This is a genomic window from Rhizobium sp. T1470, assembly GCF_042140505.1.
GTDB lineage: Bacteria > Pseudomonadota > Alphaproteobacteria > Rhizobiales > Rhizobiaceae > Rhizobium > Rhizobium favelukesii.
Genome location: NZ_CP148092.1, coordinates 967150 through 988098 on the forward strand (window position 1 = coordinate 967150; position 20949 = coordinate 988098).

General features: G+C 57.7%; 21 protein-coding genes and 2 pseudogenes. 18 read left to right on the forward strand and 5 right to left on the reverse strand.

Annotated elements, in window-relative coordinates; all coding sequences use genetic code 11:
- Positions 1-136 precede the first annotated feature (136 nt).
- Complete coding sequence (locus WGT02_RS25865; RefSeq protein ID WP_024315139.1) at positions 137-820, forward strand: hydrolase; 684 nt, start codon at positions 137-139, stop codon at positions 818-820.
- A 69-nt stretch (positions 821-889) separates the two neighbouring features.
- A complete protein-coding gene (locus WGT02_RS25870; protein ID WP_208247357.1) occupies positions 890-1165 on the forward strand; it encodes a XapX domain-containing protein in 276 nt (91 codons plus the stop codon).
- Positions 1166-1388: 223 nt separating this feature from the next.
- Here the strand turns inward: WGT02_RS25870 and WGT02_RS25875 are convergent.
- From WGT02_RS25875 to WGT02_RS25885, 3 genes and pseudogenes are all read right to left on the reverse strand, one after another.
- Positions 1389-1615: pseudogene (locus WGT02_RS25875) on the reverse strand (integrase core domain-containing protein); the annotation flags it as partial.
- A 530-nt stretch (positions 1616-2145) separates the two neighbouring features.
- On the reverse strand, positions 2146-2583 hold the full coding sequence (locus WGT02_RS25880; RefSeq protein ID WP_024315141.1) for a DoxX family protein: 438 nt from the start codon (positions 2581-2583) through the stop codon (positions 2146-2148).
- A complete protein-coding gene (locus tag WGT02_RS25885) occupies positions 2583-2870 on the reverse strand; it encodes a hypothetical protein (protein WP_024315142.1) in 288 nt (95 codons plus the stop codon). The genes WGT02_RS25880 and WGT02_RS25885 overlap by 1 nt, the downstream gene beginning before the upstream one ends.
- Positions 2871-3230: 360 nt before the next feature.
- Between WGT02_RS25885 and WGT02_RS25890 the strand changes: the two genes are divergently transcribed.
- A complete protein-coding gene (locus WGT02_RS25890) occupies positions 3231-4262 on the forward strand; it encodes an LLM class flavin-dependent oxidoreductase (RefSeq protein ID WP_024315143.1) in 1032 nt (343 codons plus the stop codon).
- 149 nt (positions 4263-4411) lie between these two features.
- Here WGT02_RS25890 and WGT02_RS25895 read toward each other — a convergent pair whose 3' ends face one another.
- Positions 4412-4897 (reverse strand): MarR family winged helix-turn-helix transcriptional regulator, encoded by a 486-nt coding sequence (locus WGT02_RS25895; RefSeq protein WP_157997402.1) that lies wholly within the window; start codon positions 4895-4897, stop codon positions 4412-4414.
- 85 nt (positions 4898-4982) lie between these two features.
- Here WGT02_RS25895 and WGT02_RS25900 point away from each other — a divergent pair, with 85 nt between their 5' ends.
- On the forward strand, positions 4983-5858 hold the full coding sequence (locus tag WGT02_RS25900; RefSeq protein ID WP_208247359.1) for an SDR family NAD(P)-dependent oxidoreductase: 876 nt from the start codon (positions 4983-4985) through the stop codon (positions 5856-5858).
- A 186-nt stretch (positions 5859-6044) separates the two neighbouring features.
- Here WGT02_RS25900 and WGT02_RS25905 read toward each other — a convergent pair whose 3' ends face one another.
- Entirely contained in the window at positions 6045-7703 is a 1659-nt protein-coding gene (locus tag WGT02_RS25905; RefSeq protein ID WP_024315146.1) for an ATP-binding protein, read from the reverse strand.
- A 265-nt stretch (positions 7704-7968) separates the two neighbouring features.
- On the opposite strand from WGT02_RS25905, the gene WGT02_RS25910 reads away from it, so the two are divergent.
- The 14 genes and pseudogenes from WGT02_RS25910 (at position 7969) to WGT02_RS25975 (ending at position 20947) form a co-directional block, all read left to right on the forward strand.
- A complete protein-coding gene (locus WGT02_RS25910; protein WP_208247361.1) occupies positions 7969-8925 on the forward strand; it encodes a helix-turn-helix domain-containing protein in 957 nt (318 codons plus the stop codon).
- An 87-nt stretch (positions 8926-9012) separates the two neighbouring features.
- On the forward strand, positions 9013-9885 hold the full coding sequence (locus WGT02_RS25915; RefSeq protein WP_024315148.1) for an AraC family transcriptional regulator: 873 nt from the start codon (positions 9013-9015) through the stop codon (positions 9883-9885).
- 313 nt (positions 9886-10198) lie between these two features.
- A pseudogene (locus tag WGT02_RS25920) lies at positions 10199-10441 on the forward strand (hypothetical protein); the annotation flags it as partial.
- Positions 10442-10567: 126 nt separating this feature from the next.
- Positions 10568-10855 carry a XapX domain-containing protein gene (locus tag WGT02_RS25925; RefSeq protein WP_024315150.1) on the forward strand — a complete coding sequence of 96 codons (288 nt, stop codon included), beginning with the start codon at positions 10568-10570 and terminating at the stop codon, positions 10853-10855.
- A gap of 90 nt (positions 10856-10945) precedes the next feature.
- Positions 10946-12823: an amidohydrolase gene (locus WGT02_RS25930; protein ID WP_208247363.1), complete on the forward strand. Its 1878-nt coding sequence runs from the start codon at positions 10946-10948 to the stop codon at positions 12821-12823.
- A 49-nt stretch (positions 12824-12872) separates the two neighbouring features.
- A complete protein-coding gene (locus tag WGT02_RS25935; protein WP_245272545.1) occupies positions 12873-13286 on the forward strand; it encodes a DoxX family protein in 414 nt (137 codons plus the stop codon).
- Between the two features lie 4 nt (positions 13287-13290).
- The gene (locus WGT02_RS25940; RefSeq protein ID WP_208247365.1) at positions 13291-14196 is read left to right on the forward strand and encodes a VOC family protein; all 906 of its coding nucleotides are present in this window, start codon (positions 13291-13293) and stop codon (positions 14194-14196) included.
- A 67-nt stretch (positions 14197-14263) separates the two neighbouring features.
- On the forward strand, positions 14264-15664 hold the full coding sequence (locus tag WGT02_RS25945) for an alginate export family protein (protein ID WP_208247367.1): 1401 nt from the start codon (positions 14264-14266) through the stop codon (positions 15662-15664).
- 292 nt (positions 15665-15956) lie between these two features.
- Positions 15957-17294 carry an IS4 family transposase gene (locus tag WGT02_RS25950; RefSeq protein ID WP_197901934.1) on the forward strand — a complete coding sequence of 446 codons (1338 nt, stop codon included), beginning with the start codon at positions 15957-15959 and terminating at the stop codon, positions 17292-17294.
- A 45-nt stretch (positions 17295-17339) separates the two neighbouring features.
- Entirely contained in the window at positions 17340-18182 is an 843-nt protein-coding gene (locus WGT02_RS25955; RefSeq protein ID WP_208247368.1) for an alpha/beta fold hydrolase, read from the forward strand.
- Positions 18183-18284: 102 nt separating this feature from the next.
- Positions 18285-18965 carry a YoaK family protein gene (locus WGT02_RS25960; protein ID WP_208247370.1) on the forward strand — a complete coding sequence of 227 codons (681 nt, stop codon included), beginning with the start codon at positions 18285-18287 and terminating at the stop codon, positions 18963-18965.
- Positions 18966-18996: 31 nt separating this feature from the next.
- Positions 18997-20097, forward strand: coding sequence for an MBL fold metallo-hydrolase (locus WGT02_RS25965; protein ID WP_208247372.1), 1101 nt, complete (start codon positions 18997-18999; stop codon positions 20095-20097).
- Positions 20094-20399, forward strand: coding sequence for a hypothetical protein (locus tag WGT02_RS25970; RefSeq protein WP_225040113.1), 306 nt, complete (start codon positions 20094-20096; stop codon positions 20397-20399). Before WGT02_RS25965 ends, WGT02_RS25970 begins: the two co-directional genes overlap by 4 nt.
- 29 nt (positions 20400-20428) lie before the next feature.
- Complete coding sequence (locus tag WGT02_RS25975) at positions 20429-20947, forward strand: Dps family protein (RefSeq protein WP_024315159.1); 519 nt, start codon at positions 20429-20431, stop codon at positions 20945-20947.
- Positions 20948-20949 lie beyond the last annotated feature (2 nt).

The following is a 20949-nucleotide window of genomic DNA, read 5'->3' on the forward strand; positions in this document are numbered from 1 at the left end:
CAAAGCAAGAATCGTGGCGATGACCGCCTATACGAGCGGATCGAAGTACGTGAACGCACGTACCACGTCGCCGTATGGATCATACCAAGCGGAAACGCTTTGTCTTAACCGTTCCAACAGCCAAATGGAGGCAATCTTGGACAATGTAAAGCTAGAACAGCTTAGCCCACAAAACAGCCAGTTGATCATTATTGATCAGCAACCTCAGATGGCGTTTGGAGTTCAATCGATCGATCGACAGGTGCTCAAAAATAACGTCGTCGCTTTGGCAAAAGCCGCGAAGGTTTTCAACGTTCCTACGATCATAACGACGGTTGAATCCAAAAGCTTTTCCGGCCCGCCGTTTCCGGAGCTTCTTGCCGTCTATCCGGAGGCGCCGATCCTGGAACGGACCTCGATGAACTCGTGGGACGACCAGAAGGTGCGGGACGCCTTGGCTAAAACGGGTCGGAAGAAAGTCATTGTTTCCGGGCTCTGGACGGAGGTCTGTAACAATTCCTTCTCACTCGCCGCCATGCGGGAGGGCGGCTACGAGATCTATATGGTCGAAGATGCCTCCGGGGGAACGTCGGTTGCCGCGCACAACTATTCGATGCTGCGAATGATACAGGCAGGCGTCGTCCCTGTGACCTGGCAGCAAGTCATGTTGGAATGGCAGCGAGATTGGGCCCACAGGGAAACCTACGATGCGGTGATGAACATCGTGAAAGAGCATTCAGGTGCTTACGGGATGGGCGTCGACTACGCGTATACCATGGTTCACAAGGCGCCCGAACGCGTGGCTCATGGGCCAGTTCTCGAACCTGTGGTAGCTGGCTGAGCAGCGGTTAACCACCCAAAGGTGGTTTTCTAGCTTGGGAGCGGCGTCCACAATCCAAGGAGCAATAAGGTGAAACTTTATATCGTATCGCTGGCCGTCGGACTTCTCGTCGGGGTCATGTATGGATTGTTGGACGTCCCCTCTCCGGCACCTCCTGTCATCGCTCTGGTCGGTCTGCTCGGCATTCTGGTCGGCGAGCAGGTGTTGCCCGTTATCAAGACCTTTTGGCGTAGGGAGCCGACTGCGGTGTCTTGGCTCCAACAGGTCAAGCCGCACATGTTCGGCCATCTACCCGCCGGTAGGAAACCCTCCGACGCATCGGCAATCTCCTCGGAGAAGGTCTGAGGGTTTTCATGCAGGAGCACATTACCGCATCGCAGCAGACGCCATTTTGCATAGTGGTCTGATTGCAACTCCTGACGAAGCAAGGTCCGTCAAGGATATTAGCGCATGGGCGGTCCGGTTGCGGGCCGCCTATACTTTTGCCAATCAGGCTTCAACGCCGAGGCATGGGTTGGAGTTTCTCGCAGCATGACCGCGCCGAATAGATAAGGCGGTTTGGTTTGAGTTATGCCGCCATGGCTGGTTCGTCCAGGATGGCGCAGTGTTGCTCTTCAGCTTCTGCCGGCGGCATGTTTCCGATGGGCTCACAAGAAGCCTTCGATGATTGAACCAGTCGACCCATTTCAGGGTGGGGAACGTCACCGCTTCGAAGCTCCGCCATGGTCCACGCCGGTGGATGACCTCGGCTTTGTAGAGACCGTTGATCGTTTCGGCGAGCGCATTGTCGTAGCTGGCTCTATGCTGCAACGGCGGCGAACCGGATACCGGCACTTTCGACCCAATCCTGACGCCATGTTTGTCGCTGATTGGACCAGCCGTTGCGGCAAGAGAGGTTTGAAGCGTGTTGCAGCGTTACCGAGGTGCGCTGACTGCCACTGCGCTTCGATTATGCTTTGCAGACGACCTAGACGCCGCTGATGAAGTTTCGCGATCATACGGGCGTCGTCCATTGCCATCGAGAACGATCTCTTCCGGCCTTTAGAGGGCCAGAACGTTCAGCAAGGCGATCTTGCCGGACTGCTGTATTCCAATCGGCAGGCACCTGGTACCCGTTGGCGACTATCTTTTCGATATCCTATTGGATGCCCAATACCCCACACGCGGTGAACCGGAAGTATCAATACGCGCCGTTGTCCACCCTTAGCCGCCTTTTGCTGTACGGAGCCGATTCCCGAAGCCAGAATGTGCCGATGACAAGAAGGCACATTCCGATCGATATGGCGCCAGCGGCGCATCGAAGGGGCGACGTCGACGTTTCACGATCAGTCGCCCTTCCGGCGCTGCAATCCGGCGACAACGACGAAGATGAACGCGGCACTGATGGTCGCGTGTTCCAGGAAGCTATTGAACTGCATGGAGCGCGCCGGCTCGGGGAACATCCAGAACCGATGGGCAAGAAAGGTCGTCAACACCGTAAACACACCAAGGGCACCGGCGCCGAGCCAGGTTTTCCAGTTGAGGATGATCAGGATCGAACCGCCGAGCTCGGTGGTGAGGGCTGCGAGGTTGAAAAGCCATGCGGGATGCAGCCCCACATGCAGCATCTCGGCCTCGCCAGTTTGCCAGTCGAGAAGCTTGACAAGTCCGGCGCCTAGAAAAGGAGCAACGACACAGATACGCGCAATCAGCAGCGTGACAGGATTATTGAGCGTACGCGCAACGAGGGTCGGCGTATCGTCTTTCCGGTGATCGCTCATCATCACACAGCCCAGCACACGCGTTCGAGCGCGCCGTCCAAGCCCTTGAGATCGGTGATTTGGCTGAATATCGATCCTGAAAAGTTCTTTTTCGCCGGTGCCATGGTGGTTGAGTGAACGCCAAAGCCCACAGCCGCATTCGATATTAGGGCTGGTTGGTTGCGCAGATTGATAGGGACGATCGATTTGGTTGGGAATGACACCTGGGACCCGAAGGCGGTTGGAACAAGTGTCTGATCTTTCGGGGTGATCAATTCCGAGCCGCGTGTCGGCGTTGTTTTAATCAACATTTATTCGTTCCTCGTGGGGCCCTTTGTACAGATAAGTCTGCTTTAGAAGCCGCACCGCGTCTTGTCGATTTGAATGCGACTTTGCACATTCCATCGTTGGAGCGTCGCCCATGCAAACAGTGCGGAAGACTCCGGATGGAGTTCCGCAGCGGGAACCGCGACTAGGCCAGTAGGGCTCACAACGCGGCGCAGGATTTATCCAAGTCGCGCTCAAATCGACAATAAGATCCGCATCCTTTTCGATACGCAGTACCGGAACATGAGACGAGCAAATGGCTGACCTTCAGGGATTTTTACGGGTGCCCATCACGCCATTCGAAATAGCGCGCAAACCCGCACGGCCACAAATGAGCAGGGCAAATGAGCAAAGACGTTGAGTTTGGACTTGATACATTCGGAGATGTCACTTTGGCACCTGACGGAAAATTTCTTCCTCAGGCACAGGTCATTCGCAACGTCATCGCAGAAGCCGAACTTGCCGATAGACTTGGCATAGACTTTTTCGGCATTGGCGAGCACCACCGTACTGATTTTGCTATTTCTGCGCCCGAAGTGGCGCTCGCGGCGATTGCCGCGCGGACCCGTCGCATCCGCCTGGGTTCGGCCGTGACCGTGCTCAGTTCCGACGATCCAATACGCATCTTCGAGCGCTTTTCTACACTCGATGCGATCTCGCAGGGAAGGGCGGAGGTCATTTTAGGCCGCGGCTCTTTTATCGAATCCTTTCCTCTCTTCGGATTCGACCTGGGTCAATACGAAGAGTTGTTCGAGCAAAAGCTCGATTTGTATTCAGCTATCACCAGCAACCGGATCGTTGATTGGCAAGGCAACTGGCGTCCACCGCTAAAAGGCCAGGAAATTTTCCCTCCCATCGAAAAAGGCTCTCTGAAGACGTGGATTGGCGTTGGCGGAACCCCTGAATCAGTGACGCGGGCGGTGCGCTACGACATGCACCTGATGTTGGCCATCATTGGCGGCGATCCTCAGCGATTTCGTCCCTATGTCGATCTTTACCAGAAGCTGGTTGCCGAAAGCGGGCGAGTGGCGCGCGAGGTTGGCGTGCATTCTCCTGGCTATGTCGCAGAAACTGATGAGAAGGCCCGCCGGGAACTATTTCCGCATTTCAAGAAAATCCGAGATCGTCTAGGCCAGGAACGCGGGTGGCCGCCAGTAACAGAGGTGGATTTCGAGCGCGAAATCGAGCACGGCTCACTTTATGCGGGCTCTCCAGGTACAGTTGCACGCAAGATCGCTGAAACCGTGAAAGGCCTAGGATTATCCAGGTTCCAAATGAAGTATTCGGCCGGTCCGATGATGCATGAAAACTTGCTAAGCAGCATCGAGCTCTACGCGAACAAGGTAATCCCGCAGGTAAGGAACCTGCTCGCATGAGCGTCTTTGCGGCGTGAGGCTGGGCTCCCGCATATCGTGTTCCATATTGGGAAGACGAGACATGGGTCGGGAGGCGATCCCCTTAAAGCCGGCATGCCGGACATCCTCCCCCGATCCCACGGCGCGTTTGCTGCCAGACATAGTTCAAATCATAGGATTCGCTCATTCAACCTGTGCAGCAACCGCGTGAGTTGCACGATGTCTGCCTCCGGCCACTGGTTGACACGCATCTCAAAGTGACTGCCCTTGCGGGCAATCGCATCAGCGATCCTGTCGCGAGCCGACGCGGCAATTCTGTATACGACGCTCCTTGCATCTTCCTTCTCAGGGTCAGACTCAATCAACTCATGCTTCCGGAGTTCCTTTGCAAGTCGACTGACGACGCTTCTATCCATGGACAATGCGTCGGCAATCCCACTTGCTTTCGTCGGGCCGAACGAATGTAGCCATTGCAGGATCTGGAACGCCGACCCGGACACTCCTGGTTGGAGACTATTTGCTGCTTCGGTCGTGACGGCGCGAGAAGCGGTTATCAGGGCACTCAATTCGGCGCCCAATGCGCGCACAACGATTTCGCGGCGCATCATTTTGTCTTGTCGCTTTTCGATCGGAACGACCTTGCTGTCTTTCGTCATCTTCGTCCCCATTGTAATGGACTAATGTCAACTATCGATCTATGAGTTGGTTGATATTAGTCCACTATCCAGCCAGGAAACAACCATGTCCTATCCCAAGACGGTCGTGATGACCGGAGCCACAAACGGCATCGGCCGCATCGCCGCCATCAAGCTTGCGGGAATGGGCAACCATCTGATCCTGATCGCACGGAACCAAGCCAAGGCCGAAGCGATGCGCCTTGATATTCTTCAAACGATACCCGATGCTCGGATCGACTTTTTCTATGCCGACTTCACACGGCTGAGCACGGTCGCGGAGGCTGCTAGAGCTATTGGCGCAAAGTATGAGCGTATCGATGTCCTGATCAACAATGCAGGGATTCACGCCTTTAAGCAGCGTGTCACGTCGGACGGCTTTCCCGAAATGGTTTCGGTGAACTATATTGCTCCTTGGCTCCTAACGGCAAAATTGAGTGATCGTCTTGTGGCCTCTGCCCCATCCCGGATTGTAACGGTTGCGTCGGAGGCCTCCCGGCGCTCCAAGGGTCTCACGCCTGACGCGGACCTCCACGACATCACCCCATTCACCCGGCTGGGGTCTTCCGCTATTTACGGACGCACTAAATTGATGGACGTCATGTTTTCCATGGAACTGGCGCGCCGGCTTGCATCTACCGGGGTGACGGCCAATTGTCTCGATCCTGGTTTCAACGTTACGGGGCTTGGCCGGGAACTTTCTTTTGCAGCGCCGCTTGAACGGTTCCTCAATTTCCTGCGTGTCGGCGATCCGAACCGTGGTGCAGGGATCATCATTGCGCTCGCCATGGCGCCAATATTTGCCGAAGTTACTGGCGGGTACTTCTCGGTGAAAAATGCCGCGCCCCTGATCCTAAAAGCACCGGGTGGCGATGTCGATGCGCGACGAAGATTATGGGACTCTACCGCAAGGGCTGTCGAAGCATTCGACGTCTCATTTTGATAAAATTAGCCGGATATCTTGCCTGTTGGAACGGCCCGCACCTTGTGTAAGCTGGCGGCAGTTGCCACCGGGGAGGGCAGCTTTGTGCTGCTTGCCCCAGGCCGTCTCGAAAGCTGGTGAGAACTGCGGGTGCATTCGACGGCTGATGACGTCGTTTGTCGTGCTGGCCTTCTCGCCAGTCGGCTCTCAAGCCTTTTGCGCCTGGCGGGCTTGCCCAGCTTCACTTAGAGGGGTGTCTTTCGGCGCATCCAGAGTGTCCAGGAGGCAACGCGGCAGCGAGATCTCGACGACCGCGCCGTTGCAGTCAAGCCGGTTGCGAATGGAGATCGACCCGCCATGGGCGGTGACGATCGACCGGCATATGGCAAGGCCAAGACCCATGCCGCTCGGCTTGGTCGTGGTGAAGGCCTTGAACAGGCTATCACCGACCTGATCGCCAAGGCCCGGTCCGCTGTCGATGAATCTGAAGGTGACTTCGGAATCGCGGGACTCGGTTTCTATCGTCAATATGCGATGTCCGGCTGGTGTAGCGTCCATCGCCTGCATGGCATTGCTGATGATGTTGAGGAAGGACTGTTGCAACAGGATGCGATCGCCCCGCGTAATCATCGCTTCAGCTGCCGGATTAAAGATGACGCGCGTACCATGGGTACCAAGTTCCGGCTGTTTCAGGCGCAAGGCGTCTAAGATCGTCGCCTCGATCGCCACTTCGCCGGTTTCAGACTTGGCCTTGCCGAGTAGCATGTGCACACGCTTGACGACATTTGCCGAATGCTCGGTCGCCGACAGCGCGTCCTGCAGCGCGAGCTTGGCTTCTACCAGGTCCGGCGTTTTCCGGTCGAGCCAGCGCTGGGCGGCCTGAATGAAGCTTATAGTGGCCGACAGCGGCTGGTTGACCTCGTGGGCGATCGAGGCTGATATTTCGCCGATCATTGCAACGCGCGAGGCATGTTCGAGCTCGCGGCGCGAATGTTCCAGCGCTTCCTGAAATTCGAGGCGTTCGGTGATATCGACGATGCTGCCTTGAATCCGATCGAGACCCTCACCATTCGGCGGAAAGCTAAGGGCGACGATGACGGGGATCAGGCGACCTTGACGAGTTCGCACTTTCGTCTCCGCCTGAAAGGTCGGATGCCCCTCGTCGATCGCGACCAAACATTGCGCGAAGCTCTCATCATTTTCCGGCAGGAAGCTGTCGAGATGCGTAAAGAACTCTTCTTTCGTTGGGACCCCCATCAATGTCAACGCCGTCTGATTCACATCGGTTATGCGCACTTTCCGGCGGGCGTTGATAACAAAGTCCGGATGATCGGCAATGTAGCGGCGGACGTCTTGAACGCCCCGATCGCGCAGTCCTTCGAGCTCCTCCTTCACCTCGCGAAAATCATGCTCCCAGATCGCAACCGCCAGCGTCTCGAATATGGTGCGGTAACGGTGCTCGCTCGCCTTCAGCGCCGCTTCAGACGCCCGTCGCCTGGCGATGTCGATACCACGCCGAAGCAGGAGCAGGGTGGTGACGCCGTTCGCTGCAAGGCTGAACAAAAGTCGGAGCCACGCTTGGGTTTCGGCGTTGAAACCGTGAACATAAAGGAAGGCGGCGACGGTTAGGCCAGCACAGATCGCCGATGAGCGCTTGATCGCGGCGCTATCACCGAGTTCGCTGGCAAGCACAATCACCAGGACATAGAGAACAGCAACGGCGCTTCCGAGCGTTGTGAAGGCATCGACCAGGAAGATGATCAGACCAATCGCTGCCGCGCCGGCGAGACGGCAGCGCTGCAGCATCCTTACGGACGTGAAGTCACTACCGACGTTCTGAGATTGATATGCCGGTTCGATATTCAACCCCTAATTCCATTATGGGCGCACGCGCCTAGAACGTCCATGCGACGACGAACGCTCGCCATAATGGCGCGCCCTTGCAAGCCGTTCTTGAAGAATGGTCTCCTATTTTGCACGATTGCGGCTGTATTCTATTTGCCCGGGCCGATGGACTGCAGGAAGGAGGATTGTACAATGGAAAAAACCTTGTACAGGCTATGGCTTAGGACAGCAGATAAACCTGTCAATTTATCATGTCTGCGTTCGTAGACTATGTCAGCCGCAAGCGTTGGCGCTGCAAGTCCCGGCGAGGAGAAAATATGTGACCCGGATTTCTCAGTCCCTGGATGGCGTTGGACCTTATTTCGGCATTCCGAACGCGCCATGCTTGAAAACAGTGCCGGTGAGGTCGGCCCTTTTTTCCGTAACCAGAATCGATCGTGCCGTCGCCAATGGCGAAGTGGTCGAGATCGCAATGCCGCCCTCGGATTCTTATTTCCTGATGCTTTATCTGGAGAATACCGCTCACGCCGACATTGGGCGCGACGGTTCTCGATCACCGGTCCGTCGCTTTGCACCAGGAACGATCTGCCTTATCAACATGCGATATGGCGCTTCGATCGCACTCCATTCGAGTCTTTGCTCATTGGCCTTCACCTTGCCTCGGCCCCTTTTCGAGGAAGTGTCGCAACTCTCCACCGCGTCGTCGTTTCGAAGCCTGCACTGCCAGAGAGGCGAGCCCGACCCGGTCATCAGCAATCTTGGTATTGCGTTCGTTCCTCTCTTCGGCAACGGGCAGCTCGCGTCCTCCGCATTGCTCCAACATATGGCCGTGGCGGTTTGCGCGCATCTGCTGCACGACTATCATAGTCACGAAGTGGATTTGGAGGAAACCCATTTTACGGCCGCGGGGCTTCCTCTTGCCACCTGGCAGGAGGATGCGGCAAAGACCTTCATGCGTAACAATCTCGGTTCCCATCTTTCCATCACGGCCATAGCGGCGGCTACAGGTCTTTCAGCCAATCATTTCTCGCAACGCTTCAAGAAAACGACCGGGTTCACTCCACATCAATGGCTGTTGAAAATCCGTGTCGAGCGGGCTAAGGAAATGCTGGCAAATCGTTCTTACGCGCTGAAGGCGATTGCAGGCCAATGCGGCTTCTGCGATCAAAGCCATTTTACGAAGACATTTGTGCGACATACGGGCCTCACACCGACCGCTTGGCGAAGCGGATGGATCCATTAGTCGTTGCAGGCTTCTGCGAAAAAAATCGGTGCAATTTACCGCGGGACTTTTATAGTTGCGTGATCGATCATACGAGATGGGGATGTCGTGGATATTAACCCTGAATATTCGGCTGGTGGCGCGCTGGCGGCCTGCCAGTCCGTCCTGCAGGGATCGGCGGTGACCATCACGCGGCTTAACTATGACGGTCATGACCTACCGCCGCGCGCCGTGAACAAACGCATCGACGCCTTCAACGTCATCACCCAACTGGTCGATTTCTCGCATCATCGCTTGTGGCGCGGCGAAAATTTGGTCCATGACGGGGGCCACAAGCGAGGTACGCTTGCAATCACGGATCTGCGTGACGAATGGCGCTGCCACCATCTCTCACCATTCGACAACGTGCGATTCCAAATTCCGTTCTCTTATATCCGCCAATTCGCATTCGAGGTCGGACGACCCGAATTTACCCACATCCGCTGCCAGCCAGGCACCAGGGACGATGTGATCCTAGGTCTAGCCCAGGCGTTGCTGCCGGCATTCCACAATCCGAAAACAGCAAGCCAACTGTTCCTTGAGCAGATCGTACTCGCCATGATGACGCATCTCGCCCAGAACTATGGTGGGCTACATTTTCCGTCGCACCGAAAGGGGACGCTCGCGCCATGGCAGGAGAAGCGAGCGACGGAGTTCCTCTCTGCCCATGTCAACAGCCAAGTCTCGATCGATGAGGTTGCGGAGGCCTGCAATCTCTCACGGAGCTATTTCATTAAAGCCTTCAAGGAAACCTTCGGTAAACCTCCCTACCGCTGGTTGATCGAATATCGCGTCGCCCGTGCCAAGGATTTTCTGGCATCAGACATGCCGATTGCCGAGATCGCAACCGCCTGCGGATTTGCGGATCAAAGTCATATGACTCGGATATTCTCAGAAGTCGTGGGAGAGCCACCCGGACACTGGCGAAAGCATAGCCGTTGAATGACAGAGCTTTATGCTCATCCGGGAATTTCCTGAAAGACGCGCCAGTCTAATACTTGCCGAAATGCTGTTCTGCATCCTTTTGGCCGATCGCTCGGTGTTTTCTCGTCTCTTTCGTTCGTTTCGAATGCTGTCAAGGCGATGGCGCGCCGTGTCTGCGGTGTGATCGCACCACTTAACTATGCTGATCTGCTGCGTTCGCAGCACAATCGGAATATCCAAATGGCCAGACTTGTTAACAAGATGGCCGCCCGCTTCTCCTTCATATTTGCCTCGTCAACGCAATTCCGGTGTCTGAGCCGAGAGGGCAAATATGACCATCACAGCAACTCCGACGCCGAGCTCCAAGCTCGTCACCCCGATGGATCACACACTGATCATGATCGATTTCCAGTCGCAGATGTCATTTGCGACGAAGAGCATTGATGCGGTGAACCTGCACAACAATGCAGCGCTTGTCGCACATGGGGCCAAGGGTTTCGGGGTCTGGAACTGCAGCGCGACCGGGCACGCGCCGACATCTATGACCACCGGCATCGCCAAGAACTACGGCGGTTCCTACGGTCTCGGCATCATCTACGCCAAGACCACGGTCGGCGCCTCTAAAGCGCATTGAGCCCAAAAAACCTGATCATCCGCCGGCCCTGAACGGGACGGCCCTAACCTATTGGAGGGTGTACCCGTGAAGGTCTACCTGTTTTCTCTTGGTGCCGGCCTTTTGGTGGGCATCGTCTATAGCCTCCTGAATGTCCGGTCCCCGGCACCGCCCGTCGTGGCATTGGTCGGCCTGCTCGGCATACTGCTGGGCGAACAGATCCTGCCGCTGGCAAAGACCCTATGGAACAACGAGCCAGCAGCGGTTTCCTGGCTGAATCAGGTCAAGCCGCATGTGTTCGGCCACCTTCCTAAAGGCGACAATGGCGCCACGAAAGCGGCAGCCACGCCTGCAAAGAGTGAAATCGCAGGCTGACGCCGCCGCCTGGCACCATCTCGGCCGGCATCCAACCACTTTCGCTGCTTCATCACCGTCTCGGCCTCGGCCCAAACCGGAGAACCATCTATGACTGCAGACCTAATCCTCCATCATGGTCTCTTCACGACTCTCGACCGTGCCAATCCGACCGCCAGCGCCGTCGCGATCAAGGACGGCAAATTCCTCGCCGTCGGCCATGACTCGGAAATCATGGCATTGGCAGACCCCAAGACCAAGATCGTCGACCTCAAGGGCAAGCGCGTGTTGCCGGGACTGATCGACAACCATACCCACGTGATCCGTGGTGGGCTGAACTTCAATATGGAGCTGCGCTGGGACGGCGTTCGTTCTCTTGCCGACGCCATGGATATGCTGAAGCGGCAGGTCGCCATTACGCCGGCGCCCCAATGGGTCCGCGTCGTCGGCGGTTTCACTGAGCACCAGTTCGCCGAGAGGCGCCTGCCGACAATCGAAGAAATCAATGCGGTCGCTCCAGACACTCCGGTCTTCCTACTGCACCTCTACGACAGGGCTCTGCTCAATGGCGCCGCCGTGCGCGCTGTCGGCTATACCAAGGACACGCCGAACCCACCAGGCGGCGAGATCATTCGCGATAGCGCCGGCAATCCCACGGGACTGCTGCTCGCCAAACCCAATGCGGGCATCCTCTACTCCACGCTTGCCAAGGGACCGAAGCTGCCTCTCGAGTATCAGATCAACTCGACTCGCCATTTCATGCGCGAACTCAACCGTCTCGGTGTCACGGGCGTGATCGACGCCGGCGGTGGTTTCCAGAACTATCCGGATGATTATGCCGTCATCCAGAAGCTGGCCGACGAGAACCAGATGACGGTGCGGCTTGCCTACAACCTTTTCACCCAGAAGCCGAAAGGCGAGAAGGAAGACTTTCTCAACTGGACGAGCTCGGTCAAATACAAGCAGGGCAATGACTACTTCCGCCATAATGGCGCCGGCGAAATGCTGGTCTTTTCCGCTGCCGATTTCGAGGATTTCCGCCAGCCGCGTCCGGATATGCCACCGGAAATGGAAGGAGAAATGGAAGAGGTGGTTCGTATTCTTGCCGAGAACCGCTGGCCGTGGCGGCTGCATGCCACCTATGACGAAACCATCTCGCGCGCCCTCGATGTGTTCGAAAAGGTCAACCAGGATATTCCGCTCGAAGGCCTGAACTGGTTCTTCGACCACGCCGAGACGATCTCCGACCGCTCGATCGATCGCATTGCGGCTCTTGGCGGCGGCATCGCAGTCCAGCATCGCATGGCCTATCAGGGGGAATATTTCGTCGAGCGCTATGGTCTGGGGGCCGCGGAAGCCACGCCGCCGGTCGCCAAGATGCTGGAAAAGGGCGTCAAGGTCTCTGCCGGCACCGACGCTACCCGCGTCGCCTCCTACAATCCCTGGGTCTCTCTCGCCTGGATGATTACCGGCAAGACCGTCGGCGGCATGAGCCTGTACCCTCGTGCCAATTGCCTGGACCGCGAGACCGCTTTGCGGATGTGGACGGAAAACGTGACCTGGTTCTCCAACGAGGAAGGCAAGAAAGGTCGCATCGAAAAGGGTCAATTCGCCGATCTCATCGTGCCGGACAAGGATTTCTTCGCCTGTGCCGAAGACGAGATTTCCTTCCTCACATCCGATCTTACCATGGTCGGCGGCAAGATCGTATATGGGGCAGGGGATTTCGCCAAGTTTGATGAAAGCCCTCTGCCGCCGGCTATGCCGGATTGGTCCCCGGTGCGCACCTTCGGCGGTTACGCGGCTTGGGGCGAGCCCGAAGGTGCGGGTAAGAGGTCGCTTCGCAGAACAGCAATCTCGATGTGCGGTTGCGCCAACGACTGCAACGTCCATGGTCACGATCATGCCGGCGCCTGGACCGCCAAGCTGCCGATTTCAGACCTCAAGGGCTTCTTCGGTGCGCTCGGCTGTGCCTGCTGGGCCGTGTGAGGGGGCGAATATGACAACCGTCTCGCGACAAACCGCAGCTCAACCGGGAATGCTCCGTATTATAACCTCGGCTCCCTTGCGCTTCCTTGCGCTCGCCGCGCTGTGCTCGGCCTATATTCAGGGACCGCTGGTCAAGATCGTGGATTTCCCCAGCGCCATTGCCGAAATGAACCATTTCGGGCTTTCGCCGGCGCCGGTCTTCGCCATCATCGTCATTATCTTCGAGCTCACCATGTCGGCGCTCGTGCTTTCCGGCATTTATCGTTGGGCGGCTGCATTCGCACTGTCCGGCTTTACCATCATGGCCACACTACTTGCTCTTCGCTTCTGGGTATTGCCACCGGGGATGGAGCGCTCCATGGCGATGAATGGCTTCTTCGAACATCTCGGCCTCGCTGGCGCGTTCATTTTCGTAGCGCTGGTCGATATTGCTTCCCGTCATCCTGTCAAAACGAAAGTCTGAGGACATGAGATCGAGCCTTTTTACAACTCTAAGTCTGGTCGCCACTCTTTCCATACTGCCGGCGGCAGGCGAGCTGGCGCTGGCACGAGAAAACACGTCACAACTCGGCGTCGCCCCCCAATACGACACAACGCATGTCTACGTCGATCCAAGGGCGGCCGACGAGTTCACGAAGAGCTTCCTCGGCACCTTTGGCGGCGAGAGCACCAAGCAGGTCACCGTGACGGTGACACCGACACCTAGTACTACGACATCCCAGCTACTGCAGACGCCGTTCGGCACCGTCTCGCTGTTCGGTTTCACAACACCGATCCCCTATCCTTTCGGATCAGAGCGGACAGGCTATCTGGTGCGCGACATGGACAAGGCATTGTCCGCCGCTCGGGCCGCCGGCGCGATCGTGCTTGTGGACAGGTTCCCGGATCCGATCGGCCGCGACGCCGTGATCCAATGGCCGGGCGGCGTCAACATGCAGCTCTACTGGCACAACAAGCAGCCGGATTACAAACCGTTCGCGACCGTGCCAGAAAACCGCGTCTACGTATCACCGGATGCCGTGTCCGCCTTTGTAAAGGCATTCCTCAGCTTCTCCAAAGGCAAGGTCATCTCAGACGACCGCAAAGCGCCGGGCATCGAGATCGGCCGTCCGGACGACAGCTACCGCCGCATCCGTATCTCCTCGATCTATGGCCGTATGATCGTCCTGGTCACCGATGGACATCTTCCGTATCCCTACGGTCACGAAACGACGGGTTACGAGGTTTCCGACCTCGCCGCCACGCTGGACAAGGCCAAGGCCAATGGCGCCCGGTTGATCGTAGAGCCCTATCGTGCGGATGACCGGCAAGGGGCGATGGTGGAATTCCCTGGCGGTTACGTCGCTGAGATCCACGCTCCTCTTGCACATTGATTTTGCCACAGACCCGATGCCGCCGTTCAGGCGGCATCGTCTTTCCTCACATTCTCCGGAGACTGCCATGCAAGCGCATCCTTTCCTGTCGCTGCTTGCCGCGACCGTCCTTGCCGCGTCTGGCGCGGCAGCCGACGAGGCCGACGGCAACGCCAAGCGCCCGGCGATTAAATCCAATCGCTGGCAGGAAGACTGGTCGGTGCTCGCCGATCCTGCCTTGCGCACGCAGCCGCTCGACGCTCTCAAACACGTGCCCTTGTCGGCTATTGATCCTGGAAGCTATATTTCCTTTGGCGCAACTGTGCGGGAACGGTTCGAGTCCAACCACACGCCGAGCTTCGGCATCGGGGGTGCAGAAGGCGATAGCTATGTCATCGAGCGCGCCCAGTTCCATATCGATCTTCACCTCTACGACGACTGGCAAATATTTACCCAGTTCGAAGACGACCGCGCCTTTGGTAAACAGGATATCGGCCCGGCCGATGCCGACAAGGTGGATCTGCGGCTGGCGTTTATCGGGTATTCCCACGATTTCGATGCCGGCACCTTCAAGGCCCGGATCGGGCGGCAGGACTTTGCCTTCGACCTGCAGCGCTTTGTCTCTTCGCGTGACGGCCCGAATGTGCGTCAGTCCTTCGATGCCATCTGGGCGGATTGGGAAACCGGGCCTTGGCGGTTCCTTGGCTTTGTTAGTCAGCCAGTCCAGTATTCGGACGAACAGGCCTTCGATGACACATCCAACGGGGCCTTCCGGTTCAGCACGCTTCGTATCGAAAGACAGGTGTTCGGCACAAACGAACTCTCGGCCTATTGGTCGGTCTATCATCGCGACGCCGCCCACTATCTCGATGGGTCGGGCGAAGAGGATCGCCAAATCTTCGACACGCGTTTTGCCGGTAATGCGGCCGGTTTCGACTGGGATCTCGAGGGCATGGGTCAGCTCGGAACGGTCGGCAACAAGGACATTCGGGCTTGGGCTGTGGGCGCGCGTGGCGGTTACACATTCGAGGATCTTGGTTGGTCGCCGCGGATCGGCCTGCAGTTTGACGCGGCGTCCGGAGACAGCCATCCCGGCGATGGGACGCTCGGAACGTTCAACCCGCTGTTTCCGAATGGCTATTACTTCTCGCTTGCGGGTTATACCGGTTACGCCAATCTCATTCACCTGAAGCCTTCCATCACGGTGAAGCCGACCGACCAACTGACGATCACCACCGCCATCGGCCTGCAGTGGCGCCAGACGGCGGCCGATGCAATCTATGTGCAGCCGAACCAACCGGTGTCCGGCACAGCGGGCAAGGGCGGGCGGTGGACGGGCGCCTACGCACAGCTGCGTGCCGATTATGCCTTTACGCCGAATCTTTCGGGCGCGATCGAGGCAGTGCATTTTGAGGCTGGCAACGCCATCCGCCGTGCCGGCGGCCATGACGGCAACTATCTCGGTGCGGAGCTGAAATTCTCCTGGTGATGATCAACCCTTGGAATATCCAAACATCTCTCAAATCGACAAGAAGGTTTTTGCGGGCGCGCGTTAGACAGGTGTTCAGAATTGGCTGATGCAACGATCGGCCGTTCTCGAAGAAGGGCCATCCATGCCAAATGATTTAGAATTCTCTAGCCCGCCGTCATGTGCTCCTCGCCGGGGCTCTCGTCCCGGCGGCCATGGTCATGCCGTCGCTTGCTCTTTCGAAAAACAAAGCCGCCCCAATAGCGGTAATGCAGTTCACTTAGTGAGCTGCGGGCAAGTTTGATGGTTCAGGATGGGGATTCGTTTTCCCATCCTGTTTTTGTTTGTGATGTCACGCACCCTTGGACATTCGGCCGAATTATCGGCTCTTTCGCAGGCGATCGACCCGGACTGGATCGCTCAGGCTCTCGCCACGACAGGCAAGGCGAGCATCCGCAAGCGCAAGCTGCCAGCCGAGCAGGTCGTCTGGCTGGTGATTGCGTTGGCCCTTTATCGTCATCAGTCGATCCCGGAGGTGGTGGCCCATCTTGATCTGGTTTTGCCCGATGAGGTCAACGCGGATATTGCCAAGAGCGCGTTGACACAGGCACGGCAGCGCTTGGGTCAGGCACCGTTGGCGCAGTTGTTTGCAATGAGTGCATCATGCTGGGATGAACGCCACCAATCCGGGCGTGCCTGGCGGGGTCTTTGTCGTTATGCCGTGGACGGCAGCACGCTGCGGACGTCCGACAGCCCGGAGAACCGGGCGCATTTTGGAGCGCAGGCCTACGCGTCTGGCGTTGTCGCAAGCTATCCGCAATTGCGGCTGCTGACGCTGACGGCGCTGGCGACGCATCTGGTGCGTGATGCGGTGTTCGGAGCCTATGGCACAAACGAGATGCTCTATGCCAAAAGCCTGCTCGACCGGGTTCCGGACCATTCGCTGACGGTCTTCGACAAGGGCTTCTTCAGTGCCAGCCTTCTCTTGCAATTGCAGACGAAGGGACATGAGCGTCACTGGCTGATTCCGGCCAAAGCCAACAGCACATGGGAACGACTGGATCCGCACCCCACCGATTATCGGGTGCGCATGAAGGTCTCGCCCCAGGCGCGGCAGGCAGAACCGGACTTGCCGGCCTTCTGGGAGGTCAGGGCCATCGAGACGACCACCAGCCATGGCAAAAAGCGCATATTGTTGACATCGCTGATGGACAGACAAACTTATCCGGCAAGCGAAATCGTCCATCAGTATGAAGAGCGATGGCGCATCGAGACAAGTTATCGCGAACTCAAGCAGGAGCTTCTCGGTAGCGAACTGACCCTGCGAAGCGGCACGCCGGAGACTGTCTATCAGGAGGTCTGGGGCGCGTTGCTGGCCTACAATCTGGTGCGGCTCGAAATGGCAGAGGTCGCGACCGAAGCCCAAGTCGAGCCAACCCGACTAAGCTTTATCACAGCCCTGCATTACCTGCGTCACGAATGGGGATGGATGGCGATCGAAGCACCCGGCAAAATCCCCGCCCACCTCACCAGATTGAGAAACAGATTGGCAGACTTGCTGCTGACAGAAAAACGGGGGCGATCATGCCCCCGTGTCGTCAAAAAACTGCCTGCCAGATACCCGATAAGAGCCGTAAGCAAACCTAAGTGAACTGCATTAGCCCCAATAGCGGGCCATTCAACAGGAATGTCGGACATGACTGATAATTTCGTCGAGACAAAAGACGGCGTGCGGATCTACTACAAGGACTGGGGTCCGAAAGACGCTCAGCCTATCGTTTTCCATCACGGCTGGCCGTTGTCCTCCGACGACTGGGATGCCCAGATGCTGTTCTTCCTTGGGCACGGCTATCGCGTCATCGCCCATGACCGTCGCGGTCACGGCCGGTCGGCGCAGGTGAGTGGCGGTCATGACATGGACCACTATGCAGCCGACGCGGCGGCAGTATTCGAGCATCTGAACCTCAAGAACGCCGTTCACATCGGCCATTCGACCGGAGGCGGCGAAGTCGCCCGCTATGTCGCCAATTTCGGCCAGCCGCAAGGCCGAGTGGCCAAGGCCGTTCTCGTCAGCGCCGTCCCGCCGCTGATGCTGAAAACTGACGCTAACCCCGGCGGCCTGCCAATGGAAGTCTTCGACGGGATCCGCAAAGCGGTTGCTGATAACCGAGCGCAATTGTTCATCGATTTCCCCTCGGGCCCATTCTATGGCTTCAACCGTCCGGATGCTAAAGTCTATTCGGGTGTTATCCAGAATTGGTGGCGGCAGGGCATGATGGGTAGCGCGAAGGCTCATTACGATGGCATCAAGGCGTTTTCGGAGACCGACCAGACCGAAGATCTGAAGAAGATTACGGTGCCAACACTCGTCCTGCATGGAGACGATGACCAGGTTGTGCCGATTGCCACCTCTGCCGAGTTGTCGGTCAAGCTGCTGAAGAACGGCACCCTGAAAGTCTACAAGGGCTACCCGCACGGCATGCTGACCACACATGCCGATGTGATCAATCCGGACTTGCTCGCCTTCGTAAAGGCCTGATGGTTCGAATGACGGCCTGCCGCTTCGATCGAGGAAAAACGGCAGGCTTTTCGGTCGGGATGCCCTGGGGCATCCCGGGACAATCCATGGGGGGCCTATGTTATGAGAATCATCCCACTTTCCCTTCTTCTTAGCCTCAATGGCGGCTATGTCGACACCGTCGGCTTCCTGGCGCTCGGGGGCTTGTTCACCGCCCATGTGACGGGAAACTTCGTGACGCTTGGTGCATCTGTTGCCATGGGGACGGGCGGTGGGCTCGCTAAACTGCTCGCGCTGCCGATGTTCTGCGTGGTTGTCTTCTTGTCGCGGAGCATCGGGCTTTTGTTGCAGCAAAAAGGGTTGCCGGTCTTGCGGCCGCTATTGGTCGGCAAGTTCATCCTGCTCATTGCGGCCTTCGCCCTCGCCCTCGTCTATGGACCGTTCGACAATGCCAATAGTGGCACGACGCTTGCAATCGGTATGGTCCTCGTAGCCGCCATGGCGATCCAGAACGGGCTCCACCGGGTTCATCTTGCAAAATCGCCGCCTTCAACACTGATGACGGGTACCACCACGCAGATCATGCTCGACTTGGCGGACCTCGTGGCCGGAACGGGCGGCGAAGACAAGTCTGCCGCCATCGCCCGTTTGAAGCGGATGAGCCTGAGTGTCCTTGCGTTCGCGCTCGGCTGCGCGCTTGCCGCGGCAGCCTACATCCTGTCGCCGATATGGTGTTTCGCCGTGCCCGTCATCTTTGCAGCCCTTGCCTTTGTGGCGAACGTAGCGACGCCCGAGGGCGATTGAGACTTCAACTTCAAACATCGAGGTCTATAAGATGGGTATCGACATCAATTCATCGAGCACCGCTCGCACCGCCGCGCGGAAGAACCGGAGATCAGTAGATCTGTTCGACGTGCTGATCTCCTTGGTGTTGGCCCTGGCGGTCTCTATCCTGCTTGCATTTGCGTTTGAACTCGCAGCTGAACCGGCGAATGCCGCGGCCCCCAAAGCCGGCACACAGCCGCCTGCCTTTTACCGGATCGCTCTTGGGCAGTTTGAAATCACGGCGCTGTCTGACGGCACTCATCCGTTTCCGGTGCACACGGTGCTGACGAAATCCGAACTGTCCGCGGATGGCAAGGTCGTTCCACTCGACGAGGCGTCACCGGGTGAGGCGGATGCATTGCTTGCCGAGCGCAAGCTTGTCGCGCCCGTCGAGGGCTCCATCAATGCCTTCCTCGTCAATGCCGGTTCAAAGCTCATCCTGATCGACAGCGGGGCTGGCACGCTCTACGGGGAGTGCTGTGGCCATCTGATCGACAATCTCAAGGCTGCAGGCTACCAGCCCGAGCAGGTTGACGAAATCTACCTCACCCATCTCCATGCCGACCATGTCGGTGGTATCGCGCCGAACGGCAAGATGGCCTTTCCGAATGCCGTGGTGCGCGTCAGCAAGACGGATGCGGACTACTGGCTGAGCGATGCGAACGAGGTCGCGGCACCCGCGTTGCTGAAATCGATGTTCGAGCGGGATAAGGCCTCGCTTAAGCCTTATATCGACGCCGGCAAGTTCAAGCCGTTCGACTATGGCGCGGCGCTCGTTCCCGGTATCACACCCTTGCCCGGCCCCGGCCACACGCCCGGTCACAGCTTCTTTGCCGTGGAAAGTAATGGCGAGAAGCTGCTTTTATGGGGTGACGTCGTTCATGTCGCGCCGGTGCAGTTCCCGGATCCACACGTCACTGTCGCCTATGACAGCGACGCAAAGGAAGCCGAGAGCGAGCGTGTGGCGATCTTTTCAGATGCGGCCCGCAACGGCTATTGGATCGGGGCGGCGCACATTTCTTTCCCGGGGCTCGGGCATGTCGGTGCCCATGACGGCCGGTTTGAATGGATTCCTGCAAATTACGAGGCTGGTCCCGTCAAGACCAAGTGATTGACCCACAGATACTGGCATTGGCGCGGAGACCGTCCAAACAGGAACGGGACGTACAAGAAGCAATCCAGGCTGGGCGTATCATGACCGCGAAACCTCAGAAGGAAATTCGAGACATGAATGGGAAAGTCTTTGAGATCGATCGCATCGTGCGCGACGGGATTGAATCCCTTCCCGAACGCGTTGATCTAAGCGCAGAACTTCCGCCGATCGCTGAAACCGAAGCGGACGCGGACCTGGACGAGGCCCTTGTGGAAACCTTCCGTGCCAGCGATCCGCTCGCCTCGGGGCGGACGGCCTGATCAACTTTCATCCAACAAGGACAAATTCCATGGAGCACAGTGTGAAATCCCGCCGTAGTGCCTCGCTGAAGACCCCGACCGGGCTGTCGCAGGAGGCAGTCAAGGATATTTCGGCCGGCGCTACGGCGCTGCTTGCGGATGTATTCGCCCTCTATCTCAAGACTAAGAATTTCCATTGGCATATGTCTGGTGCCAATTTTCGCGATTACCATCTTCTGCTTGATGAGCATGGCGACCAGCTGTTCGAAATCACCGACCCGCTCGCCGAACGGGTCCGCAAGCTGGGCGGTGAGACGTTGCGCTCGATCGGCGAGATCTCTCGTCTCCAGCGCATCAAGGACAACGACGCCGAATTCGTGCATCCGCACGAGATGCTGGCCGAGCTGCGCGATGACAACGGCGCGCTGGTGGCCAGCATGCGCTCGCTGCACGATACCTGCGACGAGCATTCCGATGTCGCAACCGCCAGCCTTCTCGAAAATTGGATCGATGAAGGCGAACGTCGCGTCTGGTTCCTCTTCGAAATTCTGCGCGGGACCAATTCCTGACA